Below are 16,538 nucleotides of genomic sequence, written 5' to 3' on the forward strand. Positions count from 1 at the left end.
AACGCTATAACTAAAAGCTATTAAAATGTAGTTATATTCATGAGATAATAACTCAACTGAAAATTCTCTAGATCTCTTGATATTTTAACTACTTTCTTATTAAATAACGATTTTCAAAAAGTTCTGGCGATAAAGTAGATGCTAAAACACTATAAGGATAATGCTGTTTATCAACATTAACTGCTATAATGAGTACACCTTTTTTATCTTTGACCTCAGACATATCTAAAATATCATTTATTATTGCATCGCGATCTTCGATCGCGCTATTACGATATCCATAACACACAACTGTAAACTGTCTTTCTTCATTCGAAGTTTCAAACCTAAACCAATTATGTAGCTTCTCAGCCTTCCCTCTTCGCATATTATTAAATAGTTTGTCTGCTTCTTTTTTAAACCTAAGCTGATCAATGTGCATTATATTTAGTAGAATATAGGAAGCTTCCAACCAAATTTCAGGGCGTTCCTGTTCAAGCCTTGACAATATGTCTGCCCACCATTTTGACTTTCGGAGAATGGGTTTTCTAACTCGCACATTTTGGGCACTCCCTATTATGTAGTTGTCTAATTCCTTTGATTTCAAAGTAACATGAATAGAACTATACTTTTTAATGTAATTATCCATATTAAAACCATCATCTAAATACAGAGCAAGCAGATCCAACTCATCACCTTCGTATTCTAAATTCGCTTCTAATTCTCTTCTTCTTTGCAAATAGTGAATTTTTTCTGCAGTACTTGAAAGAAGATCAAAGACAACTTCTAAATCAGTAAGACTTATAGAGGTTGCAAGATCTTCGATAGGTTTATCTGTGATTCCTGCCTTAATCAACTTCTTTAAATTACTGCTAGTCATTCCAAGATGTGATAAAGTAACTCCAACAGGAATAAAGTACTTTAATTTTGAAGCATCAAATTTATTGTGAGCACCTTTCTTAACTTTTAACGATAATTCGACAGGATTATCCTTTAAAAAGTCTATAAACCTTAGAGCTTGTTCAGAAGGAACTTCAATAAGTTCTTTAAGTGTTTTGAATAGACGATCGGGAGCTCCACGTTTCGCAGCGGGACTTACCATACCAGCTTTTGATTCAACAACAAATGCAAATGATTCTACGATAACTAACAAGTCATTTTCAAACAATTTGTGATCATCTCCCAACCACTGGCTACCAACATAAATTTGAGCTGTAGGAAATGCTTTTTTAAATATTTCTGTAACTTCATTTTCAAGGTAAGAAGCTCTTTCATCAATATATTTTTGACGTAATTTATTCTCACTTGAGCAAAGACTTTCTAATATGTTTATACTGAAATGAGTCATTACAGACCACAGTGTGCTGAAAACGGTATCATCTGATAAGAGAATAAATGGTTTTTCGTGTATTGGATTACCTAGAATGAAGTACTCTGTGTTGGAATCTTGAAGGTCACCAAAACTGTAACTGATTTGACTATATACTTTACGTAACTGTTCCGTTGATAATTCATTATCTGTATATGATGATAAAATTTCATAATCAAATGTAAATAGGTGTTCTAGAAAATAATTTGAGTGGAGTAGAAAAAATCCTTTTAAATTTTGAAGATTTTTTCCGAAATGATCCCAGAACCACTCATGTCTCTCTTTTGGAATTTTTTCAGTAGGAAAAAGTAATTCGTATGACTCTATTACATTACTATAAGTCTTTTGACTAAAAATTTTTCTGATTTTATTCAAATGCTCATTGACCTTAACTTCAACTTCCTCAACCATTCTATATAGAAGATTAAAGAAAATTGTAGGGAAAAAACCATAAACTTTACGGAATTCAGCTTTTATACCTTCCGCCAAATCCATAGTTACTTTTTTCATCTGATGATCGTACGACCAATTACGGACAGCAGTAGTATTCAGTATCATCTCTGATCGCAAAATATGTTTATATACATCTTCTTCCACTGTGACAGAATCAGGAACATTGTATTGAGATTTTTTAAATAGCTCAAACGCCAAAGTAAGATCTTCTTTAAACTGATCAACCTCTTCTGAAAAAGGATCGGCTTTAAATGATCTTGGAAGTGTAAGGGAAAATGCTTGAAGTAACTCTTGATAATATGCAGGAAAAGTTAGCTTACCAGTTACCGCTTCTTCATCGTAACCAGCCTTAGTCATCATAAAATAGTAATATGAGAAAGATAAAAGTTTTGCTGAATCATACTTTTTAAACCATTTTTGGATGGCGTTATATTTTTCAGGAAATTCTTGACTAGCTTCCTTACCAATCTTTCTAATAACATTAAGTCGTTCTTCAAAAGATAAATGATGCAAACCATCCATAGAAACTTCAAAGTATTTCATTTTTATTGGATTTGGTGCACTGCCATATAGTGGTCTTTGAGTTGACGATGTTTTTTTTGTCCCAACTTTTGATTTATTATTTTTCGATTTCCTTTTTCTACTTTTTGGCATGATCGGAAGTGTTTTGTAGCTAATATAATAATATATTGCGTCGGTTTAAATGCTGCTTTAATATTATTTGCGTTGTTATAAGGATTGTAAAGATTCCCAAAGCAATTTTACTTAAATAAAGATAAATATTGTAAATTTCATCTTTTAAAGGCACATCAACTTTACAATTAAAATAAATGCCCCTAAAAAGAGAACTAATCTACATAGACAACAAAGACGAAACAGACCGCATTGCACGATACTACGAGCAAGGCGATAAACTGGTTGTTGTTTTTAAGGGCAGTTCTAAAGAGTTTACCTACAGCAAAAACAGGGCACAAATTATAAAAACCGGAGTAAGTACAAAGAATGCCTTTGACGTATTTAACTATTTAAAAAACGTTGCCGATACTGCTGGGATAATTGGTAATGAAAGCCAAAATACCCTTGCAAAAAGTTATGAGGGTATAACTACCATTAAAAAGGAATGCGTGCTATCGGATTTTTTAAATGCTACTTTATCAACAAACCGAACCAACAACACACAAAATGTTATTTTCCCTTTCGGATTTAATTTAAGTCAGCAAAAAGCTGTTGATACAGCTTTCAATAATAATTTGAGCGTGATTGAAGGTCCGCCCGGAACAGGCAAAACACAAACCATACTTAACATTATAGCCAATGCCGTTATGAACGGACAAAGCGTAGCGGTAGTATCAAGCAACAATTCTGCCGTTAAGAATGTTTATGAAAAACTGGAGAAAGCAGGTTTGGAATTTGTGGCTGCGGTGTTGGGAAGTAATGAGAACAAGCAGGCATTTATAGAATCGCAAAAAGCATTACCCGATTTATCGAACTTTAAACTAAGCAATGTAGAAAAAGAAAAACTACGGTTAAAAACCGAAGAGCTTGTAACTGCCCTAGCTGAAAATCTGGATAAAAAGAACCAGCTGGCACAACACCGACTTGAACTTGAGAATACAAAAACAGAATACCGACACTTTAAGGGGAGCTACAAAAGTGAACTTATAAAAGATGTAAGCCTACGAAGAAACCTAAAAGCCGACAGTGTACTGCGGTTTTGGCTATCGATTGAAAAACTGGCTGAAAAACAACAGTCGGTTGGCTTTATAAAAAAACTAATTTACCGAATAAAATACGGAGTTAAAGACCAATCGTTTTATCTGAATTCTTATGACGAGATGATTTTGAGTTTGCAGTTGAAGTATTATCCTGCTAAAATATCGGAACTGGAAAAAAGCATAGCAGATTTAGAAGAATCCTTAAATCATTTTTCGTTCGACACAAAATTGAAAGAGTATACTGATGCAGCAATGAAGTTACTTAAAGCCGCACTGTACGAAAGCTTTATAAATAAAAAACGGGAGATATACTCTATACCCGATCTTTATTACAAATCAAATCAGTTCATAAACGATTATCCGGTAATCATGAGTACCACCTACTCTTTAAAACGCTGTCTGGATAAAGAGATGCTGTATGATTATGTTATCATAGACGAATCGTCGCAGGTTGATCTGGCAACGGGATCCTTAGCATTGTCATGTGCCAAACGTGCGGTAATTGTGGGTGATATTAAACAGCTGCCCAATGTGGTTACCAATGATTTGAAATTTAGAACAGACGTTATATTCAGCACCTACAAACTGAAGGAAGCCTACCGTTATTCCAACAACAGCCTGTTATCAGCTTTATTGGAACTATTTCCCACTATGCCAAAAACACTGTTAAGGGAACACTACCGATGCCATCCTAAGATCATAGAATTCTGCAATCAGAAATTTTATGATAACCAGCTGATCGTGCTATCGGAATATACTGATAATAGACAACCGCTTATGGTATATAAAACCACCGCCGACAATCATGCACGACAGCTGATGAACCAAAGACAGATAGATGTTTTTATTATACATCTTAAATTTACAAATTAATAACCAGTATTACAACATACATTTACAATAAAACCTGCATGGTAAGACATTTAAAATGAGTAATATGTGTTACAGAAAATTATTTTTTTTTGTATCTTCATATAAAATAAAAATTGCATACTATGAAAAAATCAGTTTTATTATCAGTGCTCTTTACAACAGCAACCGTACTTTGCTCATGCGACATGAGGAAAAGCAAAGACAAAGACGGCGGAACGGCAGAAATTGAAAATACGGATCTTGTTGCGAGCGGTACGTATGACGGAAAAGCAAAAGAAGTAGATGCCGAAGAACAGGAAATATACGTTGAAACAGCGGACGGAAAAGTACTGGAGCTTTACTTTGACAACGCTACAAGACTGACGAAGGGCGGTAAGACAGTAGCTTTCACAGAACTTAGAAAAGGTAGTAAACTTAAGGTAACAATAGAAAACAACGGCAACAGCCTAAAACCCGTTGAAGTTGTAATCTTAGACTAATTACCGAACAGACACTTTAATTATTAATTCGACTCAACTATTTATCCTTCCTATATCTGGAAGGATATTTTTTAGACAAATCTCCGAAGGTGTGTACGGGCATTGTAAGTTGAAACATAATTTGATGCGATGTTTACACATCGTAAAATTATTATTATTACCTACAAAATAGTGGATCTTAATTCTACAATTTAATAAAAGTATGCTGATACAACCAAAACAGCAGCCCACCGAAAAGGTAGCAAAGCACATCCCACCAGTCGGCAGTATACCTGATGTTGAACTGGGGCAGTATATATTCAAAAAAAATGCTGTAGAAAAGTACACAACTAGCGACAATACTGAAGCGTAAAAAAACTGTTGTACCAGTAAGAACACCCCAGAACAATTGCACAGCGAAAAGGTTTATAGGCACTATTAGCAAATCATTCAGATAATTGTTTACAAATACCGGCAATCTTATGCCGCACTTTTGCATGCCGTAAACCGATATACCAATAATGCCGAGAAAAATGAAGGGAGACAGTATTTTTCTCATCCCGCAAAAACACTCAATATTAGGGCAATCAGCGTAGTTACACCAATAAAAACCAGCCAAATACTCTTCATACCCGCCGCCAGCCACCTTACAGGAGGCGAACTATGGTTCTTCATACGTTCGTAAATTCCGTTTTTGTCGTTTTCGCTGATCTTCGCAAGTGCATCTTCCCTTTCCTGTAACTGCTTCTCCCTTCGCGTTTCAGATATCATCAAAGATGTACCACATACAGCACAGTGTTCCCTGTTTAAATTAAACTTGCTACAATTTGCGCATTTTATATAGTTCATGGTCGATTTAATTTATTAATGTGTTCATTACAATTCTAATACAATCAATCAGTTCTACAGCCAACTGTTTCTAAAGACTTTTACTTTAACCTGTAGTTGTCTTCACTGCTTATAAACATATTGTTCTGTTCTTCTAAAACAATGGCGATGTATCTGTCATAATGTTTAAGCACATCGGATATCAATTCGTTCTTCGTAAACAAACTTACGTCGTAACCCGGTCGGTCGTCACCAAAATATGATTTAGGGTAGAAAAGCTGATGCTGTTCCGCATCGGGCAAACTGTCATCAAAAATATATTCAGATATAATGCGTGATTCTACCTTTACGCCGTAAATAAAGTTATTGATGCGATCGTTCCTTACCTGTATTTCAAAACATTCCGGATTATCAGACTTTTTAACTGCAGCCACCACATTGTTGCGTAGGAATTCTTCCTGCAACTCGGCAAATGCAGCCTGTACGACAGTATTCATGAAATAATTGACCGTAGTGCGGTCTTTAAATGAAACGATCTGCCTTAACCTCTGCTTCCACGACGTTCCCGTCCAAGGAACAGTTGTCACGGCAAATTCACGTTCGTAATAACTTCGATCGACAGATAACGCTTTGACAAGACTTACGATAAAAAGCAGCATAATGATTGAAAAAGGAAGCGCTGTTATCAGGGTCATGCTCTGTAAGGCATCAAGGCCGCCAACCTTCAACAGCAGCAAAGCCAGTCCGCCCAATAGCACACCCCAGCCGATTGTTTGCCATTTGGGAGAAATACGTGCGTTCTTAGTTGCGATACTGTTCATTACAAACATTCCGGAATCGGCAGAGGTAACAAAGAATATGATAATAATTACAATAGTAATGATGCTTGCAACGGTACTGAACGGCAGGTATTCCAGAAAACGAAACATCAGCGCATCGGGATCACCTGCCAAGCTGCTTAATGCGCCGTTAGCGATATTCATATCAAACCATATCGCACTGTTTCCGAAAACCGTCATCCAGACAAAGTTAAATAGTGTGGGAATTATAAGGACGGCTGCCACAAATTCACGGATAGTCCGACCTTTTGATATCCGTGCAATAAATATTCCCACGTACGGTGACCAGGAAATCCACCAAGCCCAATAAAGGATCGTCCAGTCGTAAAACCAGGGTTTGGTGTTTTCTTCGTAAACATGCGTATTAAACGTAAGGCTGAAAAAGTTGTTGATGTAGTTACCGATGCCATCGGTTAAACTTCCGATAATATATATGGAAGGTCCTAAGATAAGCACAAAAGTAAGCAGTATCATTACCGCTATGATGTTTATACTGCTTAACAGCTTAACCCCCTTATCCAAACCACTAACGGCAGAAATAACCGCAAGCGATACAAGTACCGCCACTATAAGAGCCTGATACGTAAAGTTGCTTTCAGGGAGAATATTAAGTGTACGCAGCCCCGAATTGATCTGTACAACCCCGAAACCAAGCGTTGTGGTAATGCCGAAAAAGGTACTGCACAAGGCGAAAACATCAATCGCATTTCCCCACTTCCCTTTAATCTTATCCTTTAATAACGGGTAAAAACAACTGCGAAGTGACAGAGGAAGCCTGTACCGGTATGAAAAATAAGCAAGCGAGAGCCCCACCACACCATATATAGCCCATGCGTGTACACCCCAGTGAAAGAAAGTGTACATTTGGGCATTCTTTGCACGCTGTACCTGCGATCCTGCTGCAAAAACATCATTTGAGAAATGCTGTATTGGTTCGGCTACGCTAAAATACATAAGGCCTATTCCCATCCCGGCGGCAAACAACATGGATATCCATGAAAAGAAAGAATATTCGGGCTTACTGTTATTGCGACCCAGCCTTATGCTGCCGTACCTGCCGACCATAAGGTATATTAAAAAGATAACGAAAGCCGTTACGGACCATACATAAATCCAATTAAGGTTTACGAAGATAAACTGTTTAACCTGAGTAAGCAGGTTATTTGTTAAAGCCGGAAAAACTGCCGACAATAATGAAACTGCTATTATAAACAGCATACTTGGTATAATAACCCCTCTGCTAAGGGTTGTTCTTAGTCGTGGTAAATTCATTTCATAGCTTTTAAATTAACAAACACTCAAAGATGACCGGAAATAAAACAGCCTTGCCTTTCTGCAAACCATATCAGCGATCAGTATTTATTTGGGTGTTCTAAATATAAAGTTAAGAATTTCATACTAGAAGTGAAGAATGAACACCGAGATTTTATTAAACCATAGTAAAATACGGATGAAAAAACAACAGTATTTAACAACGAACATTTAAAAAAAAGATACCTTTCCGAAAATTTATTTATATTTATTCTTAGAATTTGAACAATTAAACCCTATTATAAAAACTATCTAAAAGATGTACAGTACAAACGATCAGTCAAAGAGCAGACTTGACCTGATTCGACAGAAACTATATATAATTATTTACGGTGTAAACACGCCGGCAGGAAAGGCGTTTGACATAGGTTTACTTATCGTCATACTCCTGAGTGTTTTTACCATTATGGCAGAAACTGTTGAAGGAATAGACCATAGGTTTCACGATGAACTGATTGTGCTGGAATGGATCTTTACAATCGTATTTACAATTGAATATCTTACAAGAATTTTTGTAAGTAAAAAACCATTTCGCTATATTTTCAGCTTTTACGGCATCATAGATCTGTTATCGATACTGCCCATGTTCTTTTCTTTGTTTCTAGTTGGAAGCCATATACTGAGCAGTTTCAGAATTTTAAGGTTGTTAAGGCTTTTCAGGGTTTTCAGACTTATCGAGTTCATGGAAGAATCGTCACGCCTTAAAGTTGCCCTGCTTGCCAGCAGAGCTAAAATTATGGTTTTTCTTTACACAGTAATGATCATTTCCATACTCATAGGAACACTGATGTATTACATTGAAGGTCCGGAGAACGGGTTTACAAGCATACCAAAGAGCGTGTTTTATACCATTGTTACCCTGACAACAGTAGGTTACGGTGATATGGTTCCAACAACCGCACTTGGTCAGTTTTTTTCTATGGTTCTTATGGTTATAGGTTACGGTATTATTGCTGTACCCACCGGCATAGTTGGTGTTGAAATTGCTAGAGAGGCAGGTAAAAAGCTGAATAAAGGCAACGAAAATAATATACAGCATACAAACCTTAACGGAATTGTATGTGCGCATTGCAATAAAGAGGGACACAGAACCGACGCAGATTACTGCTACAGTTGCGGGCATTTTCTGAATAGCTAACCGATTAATTATCATGAATAAGATTGTAGACTTCATCAACCTTCACAATGGTGAAGAAGATAAAGAAAAAGTATTGGATAACGTTACGGCAAACATATCGTTCAGAGGGTCGAACCTTTGGATATTAGCTTGCGCGATACTCATCGCTTCGGTAGGACTGAATGTAAACTCTACTGCGGTAATCATTGGAGCCATGTGATATCGCCGCTTATGGGTCCGATTCTGGGCGCGGGATTTGCGTTGGGAACCTATAATTTCAGGCTTTTAAGAAAATCGATAAAAAACCTGTTGATTGCTACCGTTGTAAGTTTAACTGTCTCTGCACTCTATTTCTACATAAGCCCATTTAAAGATGTACAGTTGGAACTGCTGGCACGGACCTCACCAAACATCTACGATGTGCTGATCGCTTTTTTTGGAGGACTCGTGGGGGTGATAGCCATTACACGAGTGGAAAAAGGAAATCCTATCCCCGGGGTTGCTATTGCAACCGCACTTATGCCGCCATTATGCACCGCCGGATACGGATTGGCAACTTTGAACGCCAGCTATTTAGGCGCATTCTACTTATATACTATCAATTGCTTCTTTATATGCATTGCAACATTTTTTGTAATAAAATATTTAAAGTACCCTGCAGCTGCCGTAGTAGATCCAAAAAATGCTAAAAAGATAAGATACGGAATCACGACACTGATGATGCTGATGATTATTCCCAGCTTTTATCTTGCTTACAACCTTTTTCAGGAGAAGCGCTTTACAAAAACCGTAGACGAATTTATTAACCTGGAGTTTGGCAGCAGGGGTTACACGGTAATCTATCAGAAGCTGAACTACAACTCAAACCCTAAAACGGTAGATATTGCTTTTTTAAACAAGAAACTGACCCTAGCGGAAATGAAGCTTTACAACAGGATGCTTGCCGACAAAGGAGTGAGAAATACGGTTTTAAACTTTAGACAGGATGATGCCGACCTAAAAAGCGAGATTTTAAAAGAACTGGGTAAACAAGACCACGTGCTTACAGAAAAAGACCTTACCATCAATAATTTGAGGACCGAGTTGAACCGCTATAAGGTTGAAGAACCCGGCTTACGAAAAGAAATGGAAATTCTATTTCCAGAGCTGCAATCGGTAACCTTAGGTAAAATTGAACGGTACGCTGAAACAGACAGCGCTAAGATGAACTGGCTGGTTCTTTATAGAACACAAAACGAAAAAGAAACAGCAGACAGCCCCAAGATCAAACAATGGCTAAGCGAACGGTTAAAGACCAAAAACATTTTGCTTATAAACGAATCTACTACAAATACACCTGATTAACAGTAACTTGTATGTTTAAAAAGAAACATAAACTGTATGAACCAATTATATGTTTCCCATCTTAAATTTTTTAAGGAACCTATAAATATCATCGTTGGCACCATAAATTACAAGGACATCTTTACTTTGGATTACCGTTGATGAAGAGGGAAAGCCCTGAACCTGAGGCACGATTTTGTACTGTCCCAAAAAGCTGGCTTCTTCCTTATTTTTAATAATGGTCATGACCAGGATATTGTGCTGCTTTTTGAACTGTACCTCATCGAATGTTTTACCGACCAGTTCAGCAGGCGTAAGTACCTCTATGATGCTGTAATCCTTATTGAGTTCGAAGGAATCGACAACACCTTTAACATTAAGCTTTTTAGTCCATCTTTCTGCAGATTCAGATTCCGGTCTTATGATCTCGGAAACACCGATTGCCTGCAGAACGTTTTCGTGCAGCGAACTTATGGAACGGCTTATAAGCCTTTTTACATTCTTGTTTTTAAAGATTGCCGTCGCCATTATATTGGCACCTTCGTTTTCACCAATACTTACAATAACTATATCCGTATTGTTCAACGGCAGCTTACTTATTGCCAGTTCATCTGTGGCATCCATATAGACCGTGTACGAAAGTTTTTCCTTTAAGGATTCTACTTTCTGCATATCGTTATCCACACCTATTATTTCGTGTCCGAGTTTGGACATTTTTTTTGCCAATGCCGCACCAAAATTTCCTAAACCTATAATTATTACCTTCATAAACAATTTAAATTAAAATATCATCTGACGGATAAGCATAACCGGAGTTGCCGGTTGCTTTCTTAAAAAATGCCATCAGTATGGTTATCATAGAAACCCTTCCGATAAACATAATGGCAATTATGACCACCTTACTTGGTTCAGACAATTCAGGTGTAACATTGAGCGAAAGACCAACCGTTGAATAGGCAGAAAATGCTTCAAATGCGACATCTGTCAGACTAAGGTGACTGTCGAACTTTGTTATTAAAAATATCCCCAAGCCAATAACCAGAAAAGATAGGGTCATTGTGGCAAAAGCCTTCTGCACATTTATGGGATTGAGCTCTCTTTTAAAAATTTCTATTTTTGACTTTCCCCTTGCAATATTTATAAAATTTAGTACACCTATTGCAAAAGTACTTGTTTTTATACCACCACCGGTCGACGCCGGCGACGCACCGATCCACATTAAAAGTATTACAAGTAAAACAGAAGAGAAATGAAGCTCTGAAAAATCGATGGTATTGAAGCCTGCAGTTCTAGGTGTTATTGCAAGAAATACAGCAGAAACAAATTTTCCAAACCCGTGATGGGGAGCCAATGTACGGTAATACTCTTCGAAAAAAAGTATGATTACTGCTACCCCAAGAATCGTAATTGAAGTTACAAGGTTTACTTTGGAACTAAGCGTAAATACCCAATTACGGCGTACATTTTCGTTATGAACCAAACGCGAAACAATTCTGCGGAAAAGATACTGTGTGTACCTTAAAAGATTTATAAGGATAGGAAACCCGATGCCGCCGAGGAAAATCAAAATGATCAAAACCCCCTGAAAGTTATAATTGTAAACAAAATCTGCATTCATTGCTCCGGCAGGAAGTGTAGAAAATCCCGCATTACAGAAAGCAGAGATAGAATGGAACATACTAAAAAAAAACTTATCAAGAAAGCCCATGGAATTATCATCGATTGAGAGGTAAATCATTAAAGCTCCAATTCCTTCAATAGAGAACGTTAAATAAATGATACGCTTAACAAATTCAAATACCTCACTTAAAGAATCATTATTTGCGATGCTTCCCAATGCGATCTGGTTTTCATAAGAACTGTTTCCCTTAAAAAAATAGGCTATATAACCTGCAAAAGTCAGTATACCCAAACCCCCCATCTGAATCAGTATCATAATGAGAAAATGACCGAAACCTGTAAACTGCACATGCGTATCAACCACGGTAAGTCCCGTGACGCATACAGCACTTGTAGAAGTAAAAAGCGCGTCAAGGAAAGAAAGCGGTATATTTGAAGCATTAGGAAGCATAAGCAGCAACGCGCCACCAAAGACAAGTCCCATAAAACTAATGATGAAAAGTTGCGGCGGTGTGATGAACGACCGCTTAAAATTGAAACTCGGAGTCGCAATTTCTCTAATCAATTTTAAGATTACCGCCATTTGAAGGTACCTGCTGACAAAATAAAAATCGTAATCAGCCAACTGCCTGTAAATACAATAACAAATAAACAACAGGCTTACGATATCAAAAACAAGCACCCGCGATATTACGGCTTCCCTTGGTGTTGAATATTTAAATATTGTCTTAAGTATTCCAACGAACAATAAACTAATGAAAAATACATTAACATACACCTTGTATTCTGCCGGAAAACCAAATCCCACCATTGCCAATAACACCGTTATTGCCAGAATATAAAAAACGGTAAGGAAAATACCTGTTAACCTGTTATTTAGAAGCGACTTAAACAAAACTTTTGAGTAAAGTATTGGTAAAAAACATCTTAGTTAAATTTAACGTGACTTTTTAGAATTTGCCTTAAGCAGCATAAAACCTGCCGTACCTGCAATAACAGAAGTGAGCAAAACAGAAAGCTTGGCTTCTGAAACAAATAACGGGTTGTTGAATGAAAGAATCGAAATAAATATTGACATTGTAAAACCAATACCAGCCAGCAAACCAACACCCACTATATGCATCCAATTACTGCCTTCTGGCAAAGAAGCGATACCTGTTCTTTTGCATATCCATGATGTTACAAAAATCCCTATTGGTTTACCTGCCAGAAGACCGAAAAAGATTCCCAATCCCAGTGGAGACGTAAGTCCGTGCAGCATTTCAGCCTGCATTGTTATGTTGGTATTAGCAAAAGCAAATATGGGAATGATTAGAAAATTTACAGGTTTCACCAATGCATGCTCCAGTCTTTCCAATGGTGACTCAACAGCCGTGTCATTCGTAGGGAGTGTCATAGCCACCATAACGCCGGCAATTGTTGCATGAATACCCGAATGATGAACAAAGTACCATACAAATACTCCCGGTATTAAATACAGATACGGATTTTTTACGTTACGTCTGTTCATTATCACCAATACAGCCATAAACGCTGCCGCATAACCCATATATGCAATTTCTATCCCCGAAGAGTAGAAAAAGGCGATGACAAGAATTGCAATCAAATCGTCTACAATTGCCAGAGCAGCCAAAAATATCTTTAAACTAACCGGAACCCTTTTATCAAGTAATGATATTACTGCAAGAGCAAAAGCAATATCGGTAGCCATTGGTATAGCCCAACCCGAAGATGTTTCGTAACCTGCATTCAACATAGTAAATATAGCTGCAGGTACCAATGCGCCTCCTATAGCACACAGTATGGGTAACAATGCCTTTTTTGGTGAAGAAAGTTCCCCTTCAACCACTTCCCTCTTGATCTCTAAACCTACCAGTAGAAAAAAGACTGCCATAAGACCGTCATTTATCCACATAGATACAGTATAGTTCAAATGAACATTTTCATTTTCAAAACCGATCAACGTATCTAAAACATCCTGCAACTGCTGCGCCAAGGGAGAGTTGGCTACTGCAAGCGAAAGTATTACGCAAAGAAACAGTAATATGCCGCCGAAATTGTTTGATTTGACAAAATCTTTAAATACGTTTAAATTAATGTTACTATTCATTACTGTCTTTTTATTAAGCCATGCAAAGGTAAGGCTACTTTTTTATAATTATATTACTAAATTTTATTATCGTCTTCTAAAGAGCTTTCCCAATATTCGACATTCTCCAGATTCAGAACGGCATTGTCAAACTGTGGGTCTTCACCCAGCTTCTTCTGTTTTTCATAATCGTCTACCACCGCTATTGCTTTTTTATAAAGCAGCAGGATGGCTATAAGATTCATCCATGCCATAAGACCGACACCTATATCGCCGAGTGTCCAGGCAACTTTGGCAGAGTTAACACAGCCCACGTAGACTGAGAAAAGAATAAGGATGCGCAGGATCCATATTGCATACTTGGACTTCGTGCCTTTAAAAAGAAAGTCGATATTGGACTCCGCTATATAATAATAGGCCATAACCGTGGTAAAGGCAAAAAACATTAATGCCACCGCTACAAATTCATTTCCAAAGGCAGGAAAGTGAACACTGACCGCACTCTGGGTAAATGCAGCTCCCGCCTCAATACCCGGTAAATTTTCAACAATGTAACCCGTACTTGAATCCATTACGTTGTACTGGTTGGTAAAAAGAATCATAAGCGCTGTTGCCGTACATACAAACAACGTATCGACATAAACCGAAAAACCCTGTACCAGTCCCTGCTTGTAAGGATGAGAAACCTCGGCAGCGGCAGCGGCATGCGGTGCCGTTCCTTGCCCCGCTTCATTGCTGTATATACCGCGCTGCACGCCCCAGCTTATTGCAGATCCTACAATACCGCCAAAGGTAGCATCTACACCAAAAGCAGAGTTGAATATCAGGGAGAACATATCGGGTACTCTGGAAATATTCAATGCAATGATTACCAACGCCATAACTATGTAGGAAACGGCCATGAATGGCACAACTACTTCTGCTACGCTGCTTATCCTTTTAACACCACCAATTATAATAGTTGCGAGTAAAAGACAGACTGCAACGGCCGTGTACACAGTATCAACATTAAAAGCTTTTTCCACGGCAAGTGCTATACTGTTACTCTGCACACTTGGAAGCAGGAACCCACAGCTTATCACCGTAGCCAAGGCAAACAATACGGCAAAATGTTTACTTTTCAGTCCTTTTAAAATATAATATGCCGGTCCGCCTCTAAATTCGCCCTTGCTGACTTGCTTATAAGTTTGAGCCAGGGTAGCTTCAATGATTGCAGAAGCACTTCCTAAAAATGCTATAGTCCACATCCAGAATATTGCACCTGGACCACCCATTGCAATGGCTGTTGCGACACCGGCAATGTTACCCGTACCTATCCTGCCTGATATTGCGAGCGTGAAAGCCTGAAAAGAGGATATGCCCTCTTTTGATTTTTTTGTTCCGAAAAGCAACCTGATCATTTCCTTGAAAAGCCTTATCTGCGGAAATTTTAACCTGAAACTAAAAAAGAGTCCCGTACCGAGACAGAGTATTACAAGAGCCTGACTCCATACAATATCATTTATCCAATAAATAACTGATTCCATTTGCTTATATTTTGCTGAACTAACCTATTTATTAGGTTAAGTTATAAGTAGATATTCTAAAATAAATTATGAGGTTAAATAACAAATATAACCAACTTAAAATTAAATAGCGGTGCTTTTAGCAAGTAAAAAAAATTGAGTTTATTATCTTTGAAAAAAAGTAAGGTACAGTTAAAATGGAAAAAAACGAAAAAAAACAATCCTTCTTAAGCCATCTTGAAGCATTGCGATGGGCTTTTGTAAGATGTTCAATCGGGATCATAATTTGTTCTGCTGCTGCTTTTATTTTCAGCGACTTTATCTTTGACGAAATAATTTTCGCACCCAAAAGAGGAGATTTTCCCACCTACAGATTTTTAAGTTATTTTAATGAGGCAGTGTATACGATGGCGGATCTTGACCTTGACCTGCAAAACCGTAAAATGGAAGGGCAACTTTCCCTATTAATATGGACCTGTTTAAGCTTTGGCATTATTACAGCCTTCCCACTGATATTGTTCGAGTTCTGGAAATTCCTACGCCCTGCACTTTACAAGCATGAGAAAAAGACCGGTTTGGCCTTCCTGCTATCTTCAATATTACTTTTCTTTACCGGCGTTCTTTTCGGGTACTATATCATAGTTCCTTTTTCGCTAAAATTCCTGACAGAATTCAGTATCAGTGCCTTAGTAGAAAACAATTTTGATCTGAGTTCCTATATTTCGCTTGTACGTACAACACTACTTGCGGCAGGTGTTGTATTCAACCTGCCTGTCATTATTTATTTCCTATTCAAATTAGGTATCATATCAACCTCAATACTGAAAGAATACAGACGATACGCATACGTAATAATACTTATTGCCTCTGCAGTCATAACTCCGCCCGACATACTGAGTCAGGTAGTTCTTGTAATACCATTGTTCCTGTTATATGAAGTGAGCATTTTTTTAACAAAATTCGGTGTAAATCTTCAGCAAAAAGTAGACATTTTATAAAAGAAACTAAAGGAGTGTTTTTAAAAAAAAATGTAACTTTAATTATGGCAACACCAAAAAA

General features: G+C 37.5%; 11 protein-coding genes and 1 pseudogene. 5 read left to right on the forward strand and 7 right to left on the reverse strand.

Annotated elements, in window-relative coordinates; genetic code table 11:
- Positions 1–88: 88 nt before the first annotated feature.
- A complete protein-coding gene (locus BM253_RS14970) occupies positions 89–2,455 on the reverse strand; it encodes a hypothetical protein (RefSeq protein WP_091525932.1) in 2,367 nt (788 codons plus the stop codon).
- A 176-nt stretch (positions 2,456–2,631) separates the two neighbouring features.
- On the opposite strand from BM253_RS14970, the gene BM253_RS14975 reads away from it, so the two are divergent.
- Entirely contained in the window at positions 2,632–4,389 is a 1,758-nt protein-coding gene (locus BM253_RS14975; RefSeq protein ID WP_091525933.1) for a DEAD/DEAH box helicase, read from the forward strand.
- 122 nt (positions 4,390–4,511) lie between these two features.
- The gene (locus BM253_RS14980) at positions 4,512–4,868 is read left to right on the forward strand and encodes a hypothetical protein (protein WP_143095684.1); all 357 of its coding nucleotides are present in this window, start codon (positions 4,512–4,514) and stop codon (positions 4,866–4,868) included.
- Between the two features lie 534 nt (positions 4,869–5,402).
- Here BM253_RS14980 and BM253_RS14990 read toward each other — a convergent pair.
- Positions 5,403–5,696, reverse strand: a complete 294-nt coding sequence (locus BM253_RS14990) for a hypothetical protein (RefSeq protein ID WP_143095685.1) — start codon at positions 5,694–5,696, stop codon at positions 5,403–5,405.
- Between the two features lie 80 nt (positions 5,697–5,776).
- Positions 5,777–7,786 (reverse strand): BCCT family transporter, encoded by a 2,010-nt coding sequence (locus tag BM253_RS14995; RefSeq protein ID WP_091525940.1) that lies wholly within the window; start codon positions 7,784–7,786, stop codon positions 5,777–5,779.
- Positions 7,787–8,084: 298 nt separating this feature from the next.
- Between BM253_RS14995 and BM253_RS15000 the strand changes: the two genes are divergently transcribed.
- Together BM253_RS15000 and BM253_RS15005 are read left to right on the forward strand one after the other, a co-directional pair.
- Positions 8,085–8,963, forward strand: coding sequence for an ion transporter (locus BM253_RS15000; RefSeq protein ID WP_091525942.1), 879 nt, complete (start codon positions 8,085–8,087; stop codon positions 8,961–8,963).
- A 13-nt stretch (positions 8,964–8,976) separates the two neighbouring features.
- Positions 8,977–10,286: pseudogene (locus tag BM253_RS15005) on the forward strand (DUF389 domain-containing protein).
- Between the two features lie 45 nt (positions 10,287–10,331).
- Here the strand turns inward: BM253_RS15005 and BM253_RS15010 are convergent.
- The 4 genes from BM253_RS15010 to BM253_RS15025 form a co-directional block, all read right to left on the reverse strand.
- Complete coding sequence (locus BM253_RS15010; RefSeq protein ID WP_091525944.1) at positions 10,332–11,033, reverse strand: potassium channel family protein; 702 nt, start codon at positions 11,031–11,033, stop codon at positions 10,332–10,334.
- A gap of 7 nt (positions 11,034–11,040) precedes the next feature.
- On the reverse strand, positions 11,041–12,468 hold the full coding sequence (locus BM253_RS15015; RefSeq protein WP_245758513.1) for a TrkH family potassium uptake protein: 1,428 nt from the start codon (positions 12,466–12,468) through the stop codon (positions 11,041–11,043).
- Between the two features lie 354 nt (positions 12,469–12,822).
- On the reverse strand, positions 12,823–13,995 hold the full coding sequence (nhaA, locus tag BM253_RS15020) for a Na+/H+ antiporter NhaA (RefSeq protein ID WP_091525947.1): 1,173 nt from the start codon (positions 13,993–13,995) through the stop codon (positions 12,823–12,825).
- 56 nt (positions 13,996–14,051) lie between these two features.
- Positions 14,052–15,500, reverse strand: coding sequence for an alanine/glycine:cation symporter family protein (locus tag BM253_RS15025; protein ID WP_091525949.1), 1,449 nt, complete (start codon positions 15,498–15,500; stop codon positions 14,052–14,054).
- 176 nt (positions 15,501–15,676) lie between these two features.
- On the opposite strand from BM253_RS15025, the gene tatC reads away from it, so the two are divergent.
- The gene (gene tatC / locus BM253_RS15030) at positions 15,677–16,477 is read left to right on the forward strand and encodes a twin-arginine translocase subunit TatC (protein ID WP_091525951.1); all 801 of its coding nucleotides are present in this window, start codon (positions 15,677–15,679) and stop codon (positions 16,475–16,477) included.
- Positions 16,478–16,538 lie beyond the last annotated feature (61 nt).

Source organism: Paenimyroides ummariense (genome assembly GCF_900115115.1).
GTDB classification, from domain to species: domain Bacteria; phylum Bacteroidota; class Bacteroidia; order Flavobacteriales; family Flavobacteriaceae; genus Flavobacterium; species Flavobacterium ummariense.